Consider the following 16,622-nt stretch of genomic DNA (forward strand, 5'->3'; position numbering starts at 1 on the left):
GAAAGATCGCGACACGCTTAGAGTTTCTCCATGACGTTTGTTTGTGCAAGTGCACAAGGGAAAAGGCGCGCACGTCAGAGGTTGTCGACGGAAACCAAATTGACGTTTACGTAAAAATCAATTAGCTCTTCAGCTGGAGGGGCTTGCGCGCCGGCTTTGCCGCATGTGGGCCAAAAGCGAGGAAAATAAGATGTATAAGGCGCCGGTCGAGGAAATCGCGTTCACGCTGAAGCATGTTGCCGGCATGGTCGAGGTGATGGACAGCGGTCTTCTGGGCGATCTCGGCGAGGATCTGGTCGATGCCATCCTGACCGAGGCGGGACGATTTGCCACGGAGGAAATCGCCCCTCTGGCCGACATCGGCGACCGCCAGGGCGCCCGCCTTTCCAACGGGGAGGTAAGAACGCCGGACGGCTGGCGCGATCTTTACCGCAACTGGGCAGCCGGCGGCTGGAACGGTCTGACCGCGCCGGAGGAGTTCGGCGGCCAGGCCTTGCCGCACATGCTGAATGTCGCGGCACTCGAAATGTGGAATTCCGGGTCCATGGCCTTCGCCCTCTGCCCGACCCTTACGATTGGCGCCGTCGAGGCGCTCAACGTGCACGGCAGCGTAGCTCTGAAGGACAGATATCTGGCGCGCATGGTGTCTGGCGAGTGGACCGGCACCATGAACCTCACAGAGCCCCATGCAGGCTCCGATCTCGGCGTGCTGAAGGCGCGTGCCGAACGCCGCGAGGATGGCAGCTATCGCATTTTCGGCCAGAAGATTTTCATCACCTGGGGCGAGCACGACGCTGCCGACAACATTATCCATCTCGTTCTTGCACGCCTGCCGGATGCGCCCGCAGGCACACGCGGCATCTCGCTCTTCCTCGTGCCGAAATTCCTCGTCAACGAGGACGGCTCGCTCGGCGCCCGCAACGATCTTCACTGCCATTCCCTGGAGCACAAGCTCGGCATTCATGGCTCTCCCACCTGCACCATGATCTATGGCGACGGCAAATTCGGTGATGAGACGGGGGCGGTCGGCTGGCTGATCGGCGAAGAGAACAAGGGCCTCGCCTGCATGTTCACCATGATGAACAACGCCCGCCTCGCTGTCGGCATGCAGGGGGTAGCGATCTGCGAAGCGGCGACGCAGAAGGCAATCGCTTACGCCAAGGAGCGCACCCAAGGCAAGGCGCCGGGCTGGAGCGGCCCGGGCATGAGCCCGATCATCGAGCATCCCGACGTCATCAGGATGCTGCTCACCATGAAGGCGCTGACGCAGGGCTCACGCGCCATTGCCTATACCTGCGCCCACGCAATCGATATGTCGCACCGCGCTGCCGATCGTCGTGAACATTGGCAGGAGCGCGCCGCTCTCCTGACGCCGATCGCCAAGTCCTTTGCTACCGATGCCGGCGTGGATGTCGCCTCTCTCGGCATTCAAGTTCATGGCGGCATGGGCTTCATCGAGGAAACAGGTGCTGCACGCTATCTGCGCGACGCCCGCATTGCCCCGATCTACGAAGGCACGAATGGCATTCAGGCGATCGATCTCGTCACCCGCAAGCTGCCTTTGTCTGATGGCAAGCAGGTCGGGGGCCTCATCACCGAGTTGAAGGCGATCGCCGGGGCTGTTCGCAGTTCAAACCTCGACGGTTTCGGATCAACGGCGGACAGGTTGGATTCCGCCCTTGCCGATCTGGAGCAGGCGACAAGCTGGCTGCTCGCGCGTCTTGCCGAGAGCAGATCCGCCGAGGCTCTGGCGGGCGCGACGCCTTATCAGCGCCTTTTCGGTCTTGCACTCACCGGCTGCTATCTTGCCAAGGGTGGTCTGGTCCAGACCGCGGACGGGGCAGGCGAGAGCCGCATCGCGCTCTGCCGCTTCGCTGCTGAAAATCTTCTGTCCGAAACGGCGGCACTGAAAGACCGTGTCGTCAAAGGCGCCGATAGCCTTGCCGCAGCCCGTGCCATCCTTGCCTGAGGAGATGAAAATGAGCGAGCCCGTCATCATCGAGCGATACGCGGAAAACAGCGCTGTCCAGGTCATCCGCTTTAACCGGCCGGAGAAGAAGAACGCCTTCACCCGTGACATGTATCGCACGATGACGGATGCGCTGAATGCCGCAAACAGCGATGACGGCGTCAGGGTGACTGTGTTCTTCGGCACGGAAGGCTGTTTTCTCCGCCGGAAACGACATCGGCGATTTCCTCGCTGCAGCCATGGGCGGCAGCATGGGGCAGGATCTGATCGATTTCCTTTACGCACTCGCCAAAGCCGAAAAACCGCTCGTCTCGGGCGTCGATGGTCTTGCGATCGGTATCGGCACCACTCTCAACCTGCATTGCGACCTGACGATCGCTTCCGACCGCAGCCAGTTCCGCACGCCCTTCGTCGATCTGGCGCTCGTGCCGGAAGCGGGCTCCAGCCTGATCGTTCCGCGCATCATGGGGCAGCAGCGCGCCTTTGCGATGCTCGCTGCCGGCGAGGCTTTCTCGGCGGAAGACGCCAGGCTGGCCGGTCTCATCTGGAAAGTGACGACCGCGGAACAGGTAGAACACCAGACGCTTTCTGCCGCCGCGAAGCTGGCCGCCAAGCCTCCGGAAGCGCTGAAGATTGCCCGCGATCTTATTCGTGGCCCGCGTGAGGAGATTATTGCGCGGATTGACGAAGAGGCCCGTCATTTCGCAGCGCGGTTGAAAACGGCTGAGGCCCGCGCGGCTTTCGAGGCTTTCATGCGTCGCTGAGCACCCCTAAAAATCAGCTAATATTATCAGTTGTCAATTTAAAGCATCCCTTAAGCATAGAATAATTATTGAATAGAGGACGGATCCCCCAACCGTCCGGGCGTGACGTGTTTCGTACGACCCTCTGTCCGAATTCACCCACGGCCATCGCCCGTTCGCAGCGCGCTTAACCCCCGCGCTGCGAAGCTTTTGGGCCGCCTGCATCCCGGCTGTACCTTTTCCAGGCTCAGAATAGTTAGGCGTTTGCCAAACTATTTATTGACTCCGATCCTGCCGTGCCTATAGTTAGGCGTATGCCTAACCAATCGCATGCACTTGATTTGATGTTTCAGGCTCTGGCGGACCCGGCCCGGCGCAGCATGGTCGATCGGCTCTGCAAAGGGCCAGCCTCTGTGAAAGAACTGGCCGAACCGCTGCCCATGGCGCTGCCTTCCGTCCTCCAGCATCTGCAGATGCTGGAAGCGAGCGGCCTGGTGCGTTCGGAAAAGACCGGCCGTATTCGCACCTGCCGGATAGAGCCGCAGGCGCTGCGCTCCGCCGAAGACTGGATCAATGAGCGCCGCATCCTCTGGGAGCACCGTCTCGACAGGCTCGGTGCCTATCTCGAAGCCAATCCGGATATGCCGGAGAACCCCGGAAAGACAGAAAAGGAGTAAGACCATGCAGGAAGAGTACAGTACCCTCCATTCCACCTTCTCCATCGAACGCACATACGATGTGCCGGCCCCGCGTGTCTTCGCCGCCTGGTCCGATCCGAAGGCGCGCCTGCAGTGGGAGGCGATCGGCGAGGACTTCACCACCACCTATACCGAGAATGATTTCCGCGTCGGCGGCCGCGATATCAGCCGGTTCAATTTCGGCAAGAGTGACGAATATGTCGCCGACGCGCGCTACGAGGATATCGTCCGGGATCGCCGTATCGTCTACGCCTATACGATGTCGCACAACGAGCGGCGCATCTCCTCGTCACTGACGACGATCAGCCTGACGCCAGTGCCGGAAGGCACGCATGTCTCGGTGACGGAACAGATCACGATCCTCGATGGCGGCGACAAGGTGGAATATCGCCAAGCCGGCATCGCCGGACAGCTCGACCAGCTCGGCCGCTACCTCGCCGGCGAGAAGGTCGCCTGACCGCTTACTTTTCCAGCGTTGCCACCACCTCGACATGCGAGGTCCAGAGGAACTGGTCGATGGGCGTTACCGAGGTAATCCGGTAGCCGCCCTCGACGAGGATAGCGAGGTCGCGGGCAAGTGTGAGCGGATTGCAGCTGACGGCGACGATCTTCTTCACCGTCGAGCGGGCCAGTTCCTTGCACTGGAATTCGGCCCCCGCACGCGGCGGGTCGAAGACAACGGCGTCGTAGACCTTGAGCTCCGATGTCATCAACGGCCGGCGGAAGAGATCACGCTTCTCCACGGTGACAGGCTTCAGGCCCTGCGTATTACGCGCTGCGTGGTCGAGTGCGGCGATCGCCTTGGCGTCTCCTTCGACGGCATGCACGCGTCCGAGGCGGGCAAGCTGCAGCGAAAAGGTACCGGCGCCGGCAAAGAGATCCGCTATTCGCTTGGCTTTGCCGACATGGGCAAGCACGAGCTTCGCCATCGCTTCTTCGGCAGGCTTCGTCGCCTGCGTGAAACCGCCGGCCGGGGGCGAGACCTGCACGCCACCGAATTCGACGATCGGCTTGGATGGCTCGATGAGAATTTCGCCGTCGAGCGAAACGCGGGCGATGCCGCGAAGGCCGAGCACGACTTCGATCGCCTTGCGACGCTGTTGGTCGGAAAGCTTCTTCACGCCTTCGACCGCAAGATCGAGGCCGGAGAGCGTTTCCAGAACCGCGATGCGGAAGGCCTCTGCATTGGTCGCGATCGCCGCTCCGACTGCCCTGATCGCCGGCAGCCGGGAGATGATCCCGGCCGACGAGATGGGACATTCCTCGATGGCGACGATATGATGGCTTTCGGCCTGGTTGAAGCCGATGAGCATGTCCTTTTCGGTCTTGCGCGCCGCAAACACCACTCGCCGTCGCTCGCCGGGATGGGCGGCGACGATTTCGCCGACCTCGGGCGTCAGCCCCTTGGACTTCAGCGCGTCGACAACAAGCTGCCGCTTGAAGGCGCGGTAAGGCGCATCGGCCATATGCTGGAGCGTGCAACCGCCGCAGGTGCCGTTGATACCGTCAGGCCCGAAATGCCGGCAAGGCGGCTCCCGCCTGTCGGCGGAGGCCGACGCGATCGACATGACGGTGCCCTGGTTCTTGACGCGGGCGATCGCCACCGTCTCTCCGGGCAGTGTGAAGGGAACGTAGACAGGCCCGTCCTGGCTGGCGGCAATGCCGTCGCCCTGTGCTCCGAGCCTGTCGATGGTGATGGTTTCCGTGCTCACGCTTTCGTCCCTGCCAGTAGAAATTCCTGATTGCCGTCTCCGCCTGAAATCGGCGAGGGGATGAGCCCTAAACTCTTCCAGCCCATATCTTCAGTAAACCAGCGCTCCAGTTCTGCCGCCACGTCGGGGCCGGAGGCCGGATCCTTGAGCAGCCCGCCCTTTCCGATCGCCTCGCGCCCCGCCTCGAATTGCGGCTTGACGAGGATCGCGGCGATCGCATTCGTTTCGGCAATATCGAGTGCGGGAGCAAGCGCCAGCTTCAGCGAGATGAACGAGACGTCGGAGACGACGAAGTCCACCGCATGGTCGATGTCCTCAGCCGTCAGGTTGCGGGCATTGAGCCCCTCGATATTGGTCACGCGCGTATCGGTTGATATTCTCGGATGCATCTGCCCGTGGCCGACATCGATGGCCGTGACATGCACAGCCCCCCTTTCGAGCAGCACTTCCGTGAAGCCGCCGGTCGAAGCGCCGACATCGAGACAGTGCCGTCCTGCCGGATCGAGCCCGAAATGGTCGAGCGCCGCAACGAGCTTCAATGCTGCACGCGAAACATAATCCTGCGCGGGGTCGTCGATCTCGATTGCCGCGTCAAGCCCGAAGATGGCGCCGGCCTTCGTCACCACCTTGCCGGCGACCTTGACGGTGCCTCGCGACACGGCGTCCCGTGCCCGTGAACGGCTCGCAAAAAGGCCGAGGGTGACGAGAAGCTGGTCGAGGCGTTGGCTGTTCTGATCGGACATTGGCTGTGAATGACCGGCAAAGCCTCGGGTTGCAAGCATTTTGTTGATATTGCCGATACGCGGGCACGGTCTCACATCATCGTCTGGAATAATTCGAAGCAACTTGTGCTGCGATGCACAAATTTAAACAATTTTAAATCCCACCCGCCTAGGTTCACCTTGATTGTAGCGGTTCGCCTTTGAATCGCTTGGTGCCATGAAGGCTCCCGCGTCCTCCCCGCCGATCATGTTCCTCATCAAGAAGTCTTGTGGCTGCGCATTTGCGTAGTCGCCCCTTGTCGCGCCTGATGTCGCCAGGAGAAATTGACCGATGTTCGCCCGAAACATATCCTTGAATGGTAAGCTTGCGGCCACTTTCGCAGCACTCATCCTTATTTTCGTTTCCGTTTCCGCTTTCGTCTATTCCAAGGCAACGACATCGGCGAGCGCTTCCGCCGAACAGGAAAAGTCCGAGCTTCTCGTCAACCAGATCGATGACGCGCTTCAGGCCATGCTGGAGCAGGCCGTCAACCTGCGCGGCTTCATCCTCTTCCGCAGCGACAGCACCTATGGCGATATTTTTGCCAACCGCGAGCGTATGCTGAAGGCGATTGCCGCTGCCAAGCAGACCGCCGCTTCCCAGCCCGAACTGCTGTCGATGATCGACGACATGCAGAAGGCTGCCGACCTTTATTTCCATGAGCTTGCCGAGCCGCAGGCCAAGGCCCGCAAGGAAACCGAGACCCCGATCGCAGACGTCGTCAAGATCGGTGTCAACGCCACCAAGGGCCAGCTTGACGGCTTCCGCGCCGCTTCCGCCAAGATCAAGTCGCTTGCTCGTGACAAGTCGACGGCTCTCGCTGCCGCGCAAGCGGATGCCAACAGCGACCTCAAGACCACGCTTCTGGTCGGTGGCGTTGCCGCTGCCCTTGCCGCTGCTGCTCTTGCCTGGGCCTTGTCGCGAACCATCGTCCGCCCGATCGTCGGCATGACCGCTGCCATGGACCGTCTCGCCGGCGGCGACCACAATATCGAGGTTCCGGCAACCGGCCGTCAGGACGAAGTCGGCCGCATGGCCCAGTCCGTGCTGGTCTTCAAGGATGCCGCGATCGAAAAACAGCAGCTTGCCGGCGAAACCGACCGCATGCGCGGAGAAGCCGAGCGTCAGCGCCAGGCCAGCGACGAGCAGAAGGCCCGTGAAGAGGGCGAGATCCGCTTCGCCGTCGAAGCTCTGGCCGGCGGTCTTGCTGGCCTTGCCGTTGGCGATGTAGCAGCCCGCATCCACACGCCATTCGCACCGCAGTATGATAGCCTGCGCAATGATTTCAACAACGCCGTCGAAAAGCTGCAGGCTGCCTTGCAGTCCGTTGGCCGCAACGCTTCGGCGATCAATGCCGGCGCCGGTGAAATCCGCTCCGCCGCAGATGATCTCGCTCACCGCACCGAGCAGCAGGCCGCGGCCGTCGAAGAGACCGCAGCTGCTCTCGAAGAAGTCACGACCACGGTCCGTGACTCCGCCAAGCGCGCCGAGGACGTCGGCAATCTTGTCGAGCGCACCCGCCTCGGCGCGGAAAAGTCGGGCGAAGTCGTCCGCAAGGCCGTTTCGGCCATGCAGCAGATCGAAAAGTCCTCGGGCGAAATCTCCAACATCATCGGCGTCATCGACGACATTGCCTTCCAGACCAACCTTCTGGCTCTGAACGCCGGCGTCGAAGCGGCCCGCGCCGGTGAAGCCGGCAAGGGCTTTGCCGTCGTCGCCCAGGAAGTCCGCGAATTGGCCCAGCGCTCGGCAAACGCCGCCAAGGAAATCAAGGCGCTGATCAACACGTCAAGCGAACAGGTCAATTCCGGCGTCGGCCTCGTCGGCGAAACCGGCAAGGCGCTGGAAGCGATTGTCGCCGAGGTGCAGGAAATCAACCGTCATGTTGGCGCGATCGTCACGGCCACCCGCGAACAGTCGATCGGCCTGCAGGAGATCAATACCGCCGTCAACAACATGGACCAGGGCACCCAGCAGAACGCCGCCATGGTCGAAGAACAGACGGCGGCAAGCCACGCGCTTGCCCAGGAAGCCTCCGCCCTCGACGATCTGTTGCGCCAGTTCAAGCTCGGCGCGCAGGCTGCCGCTCCGGCTCAGCGGACGGTTGCCGCAACCGCCACGTCCCGCCCGGTCGCCTCTCCGGCCCGCGCGCTTGCCAGCAAGGTCACCAAGGCCTTCGGCGGCAAGCAGGCGACGGCTGCCGCCGTCGTCCAGGAAGACTGGACCGAGTTCTGAGAGCGACCTCTTCGGAAACGAAAAAGGGCGGCATTCAGTGCCGCCCTTTCCTTTTGCTTTATCTTTTTTATTTTCACGCAATTCCGGACGCAAAACCGCTGCACACTTTTGCTGGAATTGCTTTAGCCGGCGGAAGCGCGCATCCGCTCGATATCGCGCCGCGGCGGAACATTGTGGATGCGCACATAGTCCCGGCTGAACTGCGAAGGGCTGTCATAGCCGACACGGAAACCTGCCTCGGCCGCAGTCAACCCTTCTGTCACCATCAGTCGCCGCGCCTCCTGCAGGCGAAGCTGGGTGCGGAATTGCAGCGGGCTCATCGCCATGACAGTCTTGAAGTGTTCGTAGAAGGATGAGGCGCTCATGCCGGCGACCGAAGCCAGATGTTCGATGGCGAAAGGCTCGCTGAAATTCTTCCGCACGAAGTCGATCGCCCGACCGATCTGGTTGAGTCGGCTCTCGCCATTGGCGATCTGCCGCAGAAGCGCGCCCTGCGGTCCGCGGATGAGCCGGTAGAGGATTTCCTTTTCGATCAACGGCGCCAGAACCTCTGCATCATCGGGCGTGTCGAGCAGGCGTAGCAGCCGCACGGCTGCGTCGATGAGCTCAGGCGTCGTGGCGCTGACACCGGCGGCAGGGCTCTCCGATAAACGTCCCTGGACGGCAGGCAGCATCTCGGTAAGCAGGCCGCGATCGAGCTGCAGCCGCAAACACAGATAGGGCCGGTTGGCGCTTGCCTCGACGACGGCGCCGATCACAGGCAGATCGACGCCGACGACGAGATAGTGCGCCGCATCATAGACATGCGCGACATCGCCGATCACGGCACGCTTGCGCCCCTGGGCCACGATGCACAGGGAGGGTTCATAGAGTGTGTGGATCGGCTCCGTGCGAGCAGAGGATCGTATGATGCCGACCCTGGGCAGCATCGTGTCGAAGTTGCCATCTGCCGCGGTGTGGCGATCAATCAGGTCTGCAAGTTCGGCGATTTTTTCCATGAAGGCAGGATGAACCGCGCTGCGTCGAATGCCAAGTGCTTTCAATCGCTTTCGGAAGATCGTGCAAGAAATCCGGAAAAGTTTGCTACCGGCTGGCGCCCGGCAAGCCCAATCTCATGCGTATGGACCAGCGGCATCCGGCTGCGGTCCCGATTGAAGCATGAGGAAAGAACATGACTGGTATCAAAGGCAAGACAGTTCTGATTACTGGCGCCAGCAGCGGCATCGGCGCCGGCACCGCACGCGAACTGGGCGCGGCTGGCGCAAAGCTCATGATCGGCGCGCGCCGCACCAACCGGCTCGAGGAACTGGCAAAGGAAATCCGCAGTAGCGGCGGCACGGTGGAATTCCGTGCGCTCGACGTTACCGACCGGGCCGATGTCGAGGCCTTCGCCAGGGTAACGGTGGATGCCTTCGGCAGCATCGACGTGCTCATCAACAATGCCGGCGTGATGCCGCTCTCTCTGATGTCCTCGCTCAAGGTCGAGGAATGGGATCGCATGGTCGACGTCAACATCAAGGGTGTTCTCTATGGCATCGCCGCCGTGCTGCCGATCATGAACGCGCAGGAGCGTGGGCAGATCATCAACATCTCCTCGATCGGAGGTCTGTCGGTCGTGCCGACCGCGGCGGTCTATTGCGCGACGAAATATGCGGTGCGGGCGATTTCCGATGGGCTTCGCCAGGAAAACAAGAAGCTGCGCGTAACCTGCATCTATCCGGGCGTCGTCGAATCCGAGCTGGCGGAGACGATCACCGAACCCTTCTCGGCCGAGGCGATGGTCTCCTTCCGCGAGATCGCCCTGAAGCCTGACGCTATCGCGCGGGCAATCCGCTTCGCCATCGAGCAGCCCGAGGATGTCGATATCAACGACATTACCGTCCGCCCGACGGCCAGTATGGGCATGTGACCATGCGGATCCGCGAGGCTATTGTCGGGGCGGCTCTTTCGTTTGCCGCTCCATCTCCGGTCTTCTCAGAGGAAAGCAAAGTGCAGAACCATCCCTATCTCGGCATGTGGATTACTGGTGACGGCCATATCCGCCAGGAATTGCTGCCGAACGGCCGTTATGACGAGGCGCGCGGTACGCGAACGAGCGCCTATCGGGGCCGCTATGAGGTGACCGGCGATCATATCGAATATTGGGACGATACCGGTTTTACCGCCGATGGCGATTTCATCGACGGCGTGCTGCATCACGGCGGAATGATCTTCTACCGTGATGGCAAAAAGCAGGAATAAACGAAGCGCGTCGGCGTGCTGCCTTAACCGGCCACGCCGACCGCAACACCGCGTCCGAGTGCATTGAACACCGTCGAGACGATGCCGGCGCGGTCGAGGCCGGCATGGGCGATCATCGCCTCCGGCTTTGCCTGCTCCATCCAGATATCGGGCATCACCAGCGAGCGAACCTTTAGGCCGCGGTCGAGCAGTCCGTCCATCGCCATGAACTGCATCACCTGGCTGCCGAAGCCGCCGACAGCGCCTTCTTCGACGGTGATGAGGATTTCGTGGTGGCGGGCAAGCTGGCGGATCAAGGCGTGGTCGAGCGGCTTTGCGAAACGCGCATCGGCAACCGTCGTCGAAAGCCCGGCGGCATCGAGGTCTTCGGCCGCCAGCAGACAGTCGGCAAGCCGCGTACCGAAGGAAAGAAGCGCAACCTTCGTACCTTCCTTGACGATCCGGCCCTTACCGATTTCCAGGATCTGGCCGCGCTCGGGCATGTCGACGCCAACACCTTCGCCGCGCGGATAGCGGAACGAGATCGGGCCGGCATCATAGGCAACGGCGGTGCGCACCATATGCTTCAGTTCCGCCTCGTCAGCGGCGGCCATGACGACGAAGCCGGGCAGGGTGGCGAGGAAGGCCGTGTCGAAGGAACCCGCATGCGTCGGTCCGTCGGCACCGACAAAACCGGCGCGGTCGATCGGGAAGCGCACCGGCAGGCCCTGGATCGCCACATCATGCACGACCTGGTCATAGGCGCGCTGCAGGAAGGTGGAGTAGAGCGCTGCAAACGGCTTGAAACCTTCGGCGGCAAGTCCGGCGGCGAAAGTCACGGCATGCTGCTCGGCAATCCCGACGTCGAAACAGCGGGACGGGAAAATCTCCGCAAACTTGTCGAGGCCCGTGCCGCTTGGCATGGCGGCGGTGATGCCGACGACGCGATCGTCGAGCGTAGCTTCCTGGACCAGCGTCTCGGCAAAGACATTCGTATAGCTCGGCGCATTCGGCTTTACCTTCGCCTGTGTGCCGGTGATGACATCGAACTTATTGACGCCGTGATACTTGTCGGCTGCAGCTTCCGCCGGGGCATAACCCTTGCCCTTCTGGGTCACGACATGGATCAGCACCGGGCCATTCGCATTGTCGCGTACATTGCGCAGGACGGGCAGAAGGTGATCGAAGGAGTGACCGTCGATCGGGCCGATATGATAGAAGCCCATCTCCTCGAACATCGTCCCGCCGGTCACGTAACCGCGGGCATGCTCGACGGCGCGGGTAATGGCGCGGTCGATATTCTTGCCGAGATAGGCCGTCAGTTTCTTGCCGAAATCGCGGAAGCCCATATAGGTGCGACCGGAAGCAAGGCGGGCGAGATAAGCGCTCATTGCGCCCGTTGGCGGGGCGATCGACATGTCGTTGTCATTGAGGATGACGATCAGTCGCGCATCGAGCGCGCCGGCATTGTTGAGTGCCTCATAGGCCATGCCGGCCGAGAGGGCCCCGTCACCGATAACGGCAATCACACGGCGGTCCGTCTTGTCGATATCGGCGGCGACCGCCATGCCGAGGCCGGCGGAAATCGAAGTCGAGGAATGTGCGGCGCCGAAGGGATCGTATTCGCTTTCGGCCCGGCGGGTGAAGCCGGACAGACCGTTTTCCTGGCGCAGCGTCCGGATCCGGTCGCGGCGCCCCGTCAGGATCTTGTGTGGATAGCATTGGTGGCCGACATCGAAGATCAGCCGGTCGTCAGGCGTATTGAAGACGTTGTGGATCGCGATCGTCAGCTCCACCACGCCAAGACCTGCGCCGAGATGCCCGCCGGTGCGGGAGACGGCGTCGATCATTTCGTCCCTGACTTCGCGTGCCAGCTGCGGCAGGTCGCGGTCCTCGAGCTTGCGCAGGTCGGCAGGATAGGTGACCTGATCGAGCAGCGGGGTCTTCGGGGATTGTGTCACGGGCGGGCGCTCTTCTTTGACTGATCGGCTTTGCTTTATTCGATTGAATTGCGGCAAAACAACTACATTTGCATAACCGCAAGATTTTCACCTTAGAGCACTTCAGCCCTCCGGCAAAGGCACGAATTCCTCTTCGTCGCCGGGGACGATATCGAAGCGCCCGGTGCGCCACTCCTCCTTGGCTTTCTCGATTCGCTCTTTCGAGGAAGATACGAAATTCCACCATATGTAGCGTTTCGAGTTGAGTGCAACTCCTCCGAACAGCATCAGATGACAGCCCGCGACGCCCGCTTCGAGCGTGATCGCATCGCCTGGCCGGAAAACGAGAAGCTGATCTGGCGCGAACCGGTCGCCGGCTATGACGACCTCGCCCGAGAGCACATAGACCGCGCGTTCTTCATGGGCGGCGCCGAAGGGAAATTTCGCGCCCGGCTGCAGGGCAATATCCGCATAGAGCGTATCGGTGAAAGCCTTCACCGGCGATTTCAGCCCTTCGAACGAGCCGATGACGACACGGCCGGTCACCCCTCCATCGTCGATAACAGGCATGTCGCCCTTTTCGGTATGGGCAAAGGAAGGATCGATCTCCTCCTTGTCGTCGGGCAGCGCCAGCCATGTCTGCAGGCCGGACATGGAGAGCGGATGGCCGCGCAGATTGTCCGGCGTGCGCTCCGAATGCACGATGCCGCGACCGGCCGTCATCAGGTTGATGTCGCCGGGTCGGATGACCTTTTCCGTTCCGAGGCTGTCGAGATGGCGGATTTCCCCGTCGAAGAGATAGGTGACGGTTGAGAGCCCGATATGCGGATGCGGCTTCACGTCCAGCGCCTCATCCGGCTTCAGGATCGCCGGTCCCATGCGATCGAAGAAAATGAATGGCCCGACAAGCCGGCGCTGCCGCGTCGGCAGGGCACGACGAACCTGGAAGCCACCGATATCGCTGGTGCGCGGGATGATCAGGTTTTCGATCGCATCGCAGGCGAAGGCATCGCCGGGGAGGGGATCTTTACCGGGGAAGAAGGACATGGCGCACTCCGATCACAAAGGCCTGGAGCCACAGATAGCGTCTGCCGGTCTGTGGCGAAAGGGTCAGTTTGTCAGATAGCGGCGAAGCGCTCAGATCGCCGTGAAGCCATTGTCCACGAAAAGATGCGCCCCATTGACGAAGATCGATTCATCGCTGGCAAGATAGAGCGCCGCACGGGCGACATCCTCTGGCTCGCCGATCCGGCCCTGCTGCGCGGCAATCGCTGCGTCCGAAACATCGACGCCATGCGCCTGCAATTCCTTCACTTCGCGCAAGCCGTGCGGCGTGCGGATGAAGCCCGGGCAGACGGCATTGCAGCGGATGTTGCGGTCCCGGAATTCGACCGCGATGGCACGCGCAAACATATGCACCGCGCCTTTCGTCGTATCGTAGAGCACTTCCATCGGCGTGGCGGCAACCGCCGAGATCGATGACGTGCAGACGATCGATCCGCCGCCGGCTTCGATCATTTTGGGCAGTACGGCCTTGGTCATCAAAAACATCGAGCGCACGTTGACGGCGTGCAGCCAATCCCATTCCTGCAGCGTGGTTTCCAGGAACGGCTTGATGACGATCGTGCCGGCATGATTGAAAAGCACGGTCACCGGCCCGTAGCGTTCCTCGACGCCGGCGACCGCGGCATTGACGGCTGCCTCTTCGGAGACGTCGGCCGTCCAATAATCGGCTTCGCCGCCCGCAGTGCGGATTTCATCGACGGTTTTCGCTGCCGCCTCGCCATTGCGATCGATGATGGCGACGCGCGCGCCCTCAGCCGCAAAGAGCTTCGAGGCAGCGCCGCCCATGCCGGTCGCGCCACCCGAGACAATGGCGACCTTGCCCTTCAATCTGTCCGTCATCTTGCTGTTCCCTTGATATCTATCGAGGGATCATAGATCGGTCAGAAGCCGGTCGCCAAGTGTCTTGAAAGGGAGTTTCGGTACGCGTCTCAGGCGCCGTCGAGCGGTTCCACGCCCTGCGGTTTGCCGGCGCGGTCGAGGCGGATCTTCTCGATGCGGTTTTCGGCGGCCGAAAGCAGCGTCTCGCAATGCTTCTTCAGGGCTTCGCCGCGCTCGTAGATCTCGATGGATTCATCCAGCGCCACGTCGCCGCGTTCGAGGCGCGCAACGATGCTTTCGAGTTCGGCAACCGCCTTTTCGAAGGAAAGGCCGGAAACCTCCGGCTTGGCGCTGTCAGTCATTCTCAACCCTTCATCATTCTCAGAATATGCATGCCCGCCGATTCGGCGAGTCCTTCCAGATCATACCCGCCTTCGAGCAGGCTGACGACCCGGTTATTGGCACTGCGGTCGGCAACTTCGAGAAGCCGGCCTGTTGCCCAGTCGAAATCCTCGCCTGTCAGGTTGATCTGCGCCAGTGGATCGCGGTGATGCGCGTCGAAACCGGCAGAGATGATGATGAGGTCGGGCCGGAAATCGGTAAGCGCCGGAAGTACGCGCGACTTGAAGGCCTCGCGAAAATGATCGCTGCCGACATTGGGCGAAAGCGGTGCGTTGACGATGGTGCCATGCGCGCCGTTCTCGTCCTTTGCCCCCGTGCCGGGATAGAGTGGCATCTGGTGGGTGGAGCAGAAAAGCACGGAAGGATCGTCCCAGAAAATATCCTGCGTGCCGTTCCCATGGTGCACGTCCCAATCGACGATGGCCACACGTTCAGCGCCATGCGCCTTCTGCGCATGGCGGGCGGCAATCGCCGCATTGTTGAAGAAGCAGAAGCCCATGGCGGTCATCTTCTCGGCATGATGTCCCGGCGGGCGGGCGGCAACGAACACATTGTCCGCCTTGCCGCGGAACACGTCGTCGACGGCAGCCATCGCTCCGCCGATGCCGGTCAGCGCCGCCTGCAGGCTCTTCTGGCTGGCATAGGTATCGGCTTCGAGCTGGTTGATCTTGTCTTCCTCTTCCGGGATCTGCCGCATGACGGCGATCAGATGCTCTTCCGGATGGGCAAGCAGCACCGCATCCTCGTTTGCCTGAGGGGCTTGCTTGCGGTCCAGCCGCTCGAAGTTCGGATGCTCCAGCGCCACATTCAGCGCACGGATACGGTCGGAGCGCTCGGGATGGCCAGACGGCGTCACGTGCTCGAGAAAGATGGGATGTTCGTAAAGACGGGTGCTCATGTCGGCACTCTATCGGTCGTATATGTCATGATCCACACGAGATGGGGCGCTGCCTGCCGATTTCAACAAGCTGGATCGCCGCAGTTAAGAGCCCTATGCCGGCGTTTACGCTATTTTAATTGTTTCGTTTACTTCGCCGGACCCCGTGATAGGGTCGCAGTGATAACCTGCAAGGCAGACCAGTAAATGAGTAAGACGAACCGCCCGGACATGGTGGAATTGCGTGTGCCGTTTCGCGATGTGGATATGAACGGCCAGATGTTTCTGGCCTCCTATATTTCCTATGCGGAATCCGTACTTGCAGGTTTCTGGTCATTGAGACCCGGCGTAGAGGACGAGCCAGTTTACACTGCTGCCAAGGTGTCCTGCATCCTTCACCGGCCACTGCACTATCACGAGACGGTAACCTTCACTGCCGCCGTCGATAAGATCGGCGTCCGTTCCATCGGCTTCCTTATCGCTGCCGAGATAGAGGACGAGCGTGCCGCCGAGGTTGAGATCACCTGGCAGGCACGCAGCCGCGAGGACGGCGAGCCGGTCACGCTTCCCGAAGAGACGCGCGACTGGCTCTATGGTTTCCTGGATTAGGCAGCCCGAATCGGCAGCAACGGATAGCCGGCCATCACGGCCCGCCCGACGAGCGCTGCAACGAAAGCCTTGATGACATCGCCCGGAATGAAAGCCATGCTGCCCACAAAGGCCTGCTGCAGGCCGATATTTGCGGCAAAGGCCAGATAGGCGATGCCGAAGGCGTAGAGCACGACGATGCCGCCGATCATGGCGGCAAGGAAGAAGCTTACCGTCTGCACGAGGCTGGACTGATCGCCATGCACCAGCCGTTCGCTGAGGAAGCCAGTAACAAAAGCGGCGAAGACCCAACCGAACAGGAAGCCCGATGTCGGAGCCACGAAGGCGGCATATCCGCCGCGGCCTCCCGAAAGCACCGGCAGTGACATCGCAACGAGCACCAGCACGATCAGCACGGCAATCGTGGCGCGTCTTGCGCCGAGTACGACGCCTGCCATCATGACGCCGAGCGATTGCGCGGTGATCGGCACTGGAACGAAACCGAGATAGATGGGCGGCAGCAGGCCAAGAGCCACGATAATTGCGGCAAAAAGAGCGGCAAGAACGAGGTCGCGCGTGCTCATCGGGGTCT

At 61.5% G+C, this 16,622-nt stretch carries 16 protein-coding genes and 1 pseudogene; 8 read left to right on the forward strand and 9 right to left on the reverse strand.

Going from position 1 to position 16,622, the window contains the following annotated elements:
- The first annotated feature begins 190 nt into the window (after positions 1-190).
- The 4 genes and pseudogenes from LVY75_13875 to LVY75_13890 all read left to right on the forward strand — a co-directional run bounded on the left by LVY75_13875 (position 191) and on the right by LVY75_13890 (position 3,867).
- A complete protein-coding gene (locus tag LVY75_13875) occupies positions 191-1,969 on the forward strand; it encodes an acyl-CoA dehydrogenase (protein ID XAZ24302.1) in 1,779 nt (592 codons plus the stop codon).
- Between the two features lie 10 nt (positions 1,970-1,979).
- A pseudogene (locus tag LVY75_13880) lies at positions 1,980-2,733 on the forward strand (crotonase/enoyl-CoA hydratase family protein).
- Positions 2,734-3,056: 323 nt separating this feature from the next.
- Positions 3,057-3,389: a metalloregulator ArsR/SmtB family transcription factor gene (locus LVY75_13885; GenBank protein ID XAZ24303.1), complete on the forward strand. Its 333-nt coding sequence runs from the start codon at positions 3,057-3,059 to the stop codon at positions 3,387-3,389.
- Between the two features lie 4 nt (positions 3,390-3,393).
- The gene (locus LVY75_13890) at positions 3,394-3,867 is read left to right on the forward strand and encodes an SRPBCC family protein (GenBank protein XAZ24304.1); all 474 of its coding nucleotides are present in this window, start codon (positions 3,394-3,396) and stop codon (positions 3,865-3,867) included.
- Positions 3,868-3,871: 4 nt separating this feature from the next.
- Here LVY75_13890 and LVY75_13895 read toward each other — a convergent pair whose 3' ends face one another.
- Together LVY75_13895 and LVY75_13900 are read right to left on the reverse strand one after the other, a co-directional pair.
- Positions 3,872-5,122, reverse strand: coding sequence for a class I SAM-dependent RNA methyltransferase (locus LVY75_13895; protein XAZ24305.1), 1,251 nt, complete (start codon positions 5,120-5,122; stop codon positions 3,872-3,874).
- Complete coding sequence (locus LVY75_13900) at positions 5,119-5,865, reverse strand: TlyA family RNA methyltransferase (protein XAZ24306.1); 747 nt, start codon at positions 5,863-5,865, stop codon at positions 5,119-5,121. Before LVY75_13900 ends, LVY75_13895 begins: the two co-directional genes overlap by 4 nt.
- A gap of 310 nt (positions 5,866-6,175) precedes the next feature.
- Here LVY75_13900 and LVY75_13905 point away from each other — a divergent pair, with 310 nt between their 5' ends.
- Entirely contained in the window at positions 6,176-8,119 is a 1,944-nt protein-coding gene (locus LVY75_13905; protein XAZ24307.1) for a methyl-accepting chemotaxis protein, read from the forward strand.
- A gap of 122 nt (positions 8,120-8,241) precedes the next feature.
- Here LVY75_13905 and LVY75_13910 read toward each other — a convergent pair whose 3' ends face one another.
- Positions 8,242-9,117, reverse strand: a complete 876-nt coding sequence (locus LVY75_13910) for an AraC family transcriptional regulator (GenBank protein XAZ24308.1) — start codon at positions 9,115-9,117, stop codon at positions 8,242-8,244.
- Positions 9,118-9,290: 173 nt separating this feature from the next.
- Here LVY75_13910 and LVY75_13915 point away from each other — a divergent pair, with 173 nt between their 5' ends.
- The gene (locus LVY75_13915) at positions 9,291-10,028 is read left to right on the forward strand and encodes an SDR family oxidoreductase (GenBank protein XAZ24309.1); all 738 of its coding nucleotides are present in this window, start codon (positions 9,291-9,293) and stop codon (positions 10,026-10,028) included.
- A 2-nt stretch (positions 10,029-10,030) separates the two neighbouring features.
- Positions 10,031-10,360 (forward strand): Atu4866 domain-containing protein, encoded by a 330-nt coding sequence (locus tag LVY75_13920; protein ID XAZ25716.1) that lies wholly within the window; start codon positions 10,031-10,033, stop codon positions 10,358-10,360.
- Between the two features lie 23 nt (positions 10,361-10,383).
- Here the strand turns inward: LVY75_13920 and dxs are convergent, their stop codons facing one another.
- From dxs to LVY75_13945, 5 genes are all read right to left on the reverse strand, one after another.
- Positions 10,384-12,300, reverse strand: a complete 1,917-nt coding sequence (gene dxs, locus LVY75_13925; GenBank protein XAZ24310.1) for a 1-deoxy-D-xylulose-5-phosphate synthase — start codon at positions 12,298-12,300, stop codon at positions 10,384-10,386.
- 102 nt (positions 12,301-12,402) lie between these two features.
- Positions 12,403-13,326, reverse strand: coding sequence for a pirin family protein (locus LVY75_13930; GenBank protein XAZ24311.1), 924 nt, complete (start codon positions 13,324-13,326; stop codon positions 12,403-12,405).
- Between the two features lie 90 nt (positions 13,327-13,416).
- A complete protein-coding gene (locus tag LVY75_13935) occupies positions 13,417-14,184 on the reverse strand; it encodes an SDR family oxidoreductase (GenBank protein XAZ24312.1) in 768 nt (255 codons plus the stop codon).
- Positions 14,185-14,273: 89 nt separating this feature from the next.
- Positions 14,274-14,525 (reverse strand): exodeoxyribonuclease VII small subunit, encoded by a 252-nt coding sequence (locus LVY75_13940; protein XAZ24313.1) that lies wholly within the window; start codon positions 14,523-14,525, stop codon positions 14,274-14,276.
- Positions 14,526-14,527: 2 nt separating this feature from the next.
- A complete protein-coding gene (locus LVY75_13945; GenBank protein XAZ24314.1) occupies positions 14,528-15,463 on the reverse strand; it encodes a histone deacetylase family protein in 936 nt (311 codons plus the stop codon).
- Positions 15,464-15,649: 186 nt separating this feature from the next.
- Here LVY75_13945 and LVY75_13950 point away from each other — a divergent pair, with 186 nt between their 5' ends.
- Entirely contained in the window at positions 15,650-16,051 is a 402-nt protein-coding gene (locus LVY75_13950; GenBank protein ID XAZ24315.1) for an acyl-CoA thioesterase, read from the forward strand.
- On the opposite strand, the gene LVY75_13955 is transcribed toward LVY75_13950, so the two are convergent.
- Positions 16,048-16,614 carry a biotin transporter BioY gene (locus tag LVY75_13955; protein ID XAZ24316.1) on the reverse strand — a complete coding sequence of 189 codons (567 nt, stop codon included), beginning with the start codon at positions 16,612-16,614 and terminating at the stop codon, positions 16,048-16,050. The two genes, LVY75_13950 and LVY75_13955, sit on opposite strands and share 4 nt — an antisense overlap.
- Positions 16,615-16,622 lie beyond the last annotated feature (8 nt).

The sequence above is a fragment of the Sinorhizobium sp. B11 genome, from assembly GCA_039725955.1.
Classification (GTDB): domain Bacteria; phylum Pseudomonadota; class Alphaproteobacteria; order Rhizobiales; family Rhizobiaceae; genus Rhizobium.

Coding starts and splice junctions, on each gene's coding strand:
- LVY75_13875 (XAZ24302.1), top strand. CDS start 191: ATGTATAAGGCGCCGGTCGAGGAAATCGCGTTCACGCTGAAGCATGTT.
- LVY75_13885 (XAZ24303.1), top strand. CDS start 3,057: ATGTTTCAGGCTCTGGCGGACCCGGCCCGGCGCAGCATGGTCGATCGG.
- LVY75_13890 (XAZ24304.1), top strand. CDS start 3,394: ATGCAGGAAGAGTACAGTACCCTCCATTCCACCTTCTCCATCGAACGC.
- LVY75_13900 (XAZ24306.1), bottom strand. CDS start 5,865: ATGTCCGATCAGAACAGCCAACGCCTCGACCAGCTTCTCGTCACCCTC.
- LVY75_13905 (XAZ24307.1), top strand. CDS start 6,176: ATGTTCGCCCGAAACATATCCTTGAATGGTAAGCTTGCGGCCACTTTC.
- LVY75_13910 (XAZ24308.1), bottom strand. CDS start 9,117: ATGGAAAAAATCGCCGAACTTGCAGACCTGATTGATCGCCACACCGCG.
- LVY75_13915 (XAZ24309.1), top strand. CDS start 9,291: ATGACTGGTATCAAAGGCAAGACAGTTCTGATTACTGGCGCCAGCAGC.
- LVY75_13920 (XAZ25716.1), top strand. CDS start 10,031: ATGCGGATCCGCGAGGCTATTGTCGGGGCGGCTCTTTCGTTTGCCGCT.
- LVY75_13930 (XAZ24311.1), bottom strand. CDS start 13,326: ATGTCCTTCTTCCCCGGTAAAGATCCCCTCCCCGGCGATGCCTTCGCC.
- LVY75_13935 (XAZ24312.1), bottom strand. CDS start 14,184: ATGACGGACAGATTGAAGGGCAAGGTCGCCATTGTCTCGGGTGGCGCG.
- LVY75_13940 (XAZ24313.1), bottom strand. CDS start 14,525: ATGACTGACAGCGCCAAGCCGGAGGTTTCCGGCCTTTCCTTCGAAAAG.
- LVY75_13945 (XAZ24314.1), bottom strand. CDS start 15,463: ATGAGCACCCGTCTTTACGAACATCCCATCTTTCTCGAGCACGTGACG.
- LVY75_13950 (XAZ24315.1), top strand. CDS start 15,650: ATGAGTAAGACGAACCGCCCGGACATGGTGGAATTGCGTGTGCCGTTT.
- LVY75_13955 (XAZ24316.1), bottom strand. CDS start 16,614: ATGAGCACGCGCGACCTCGTTCTTGCCGCTCTTTTTGCCGCAATTATC.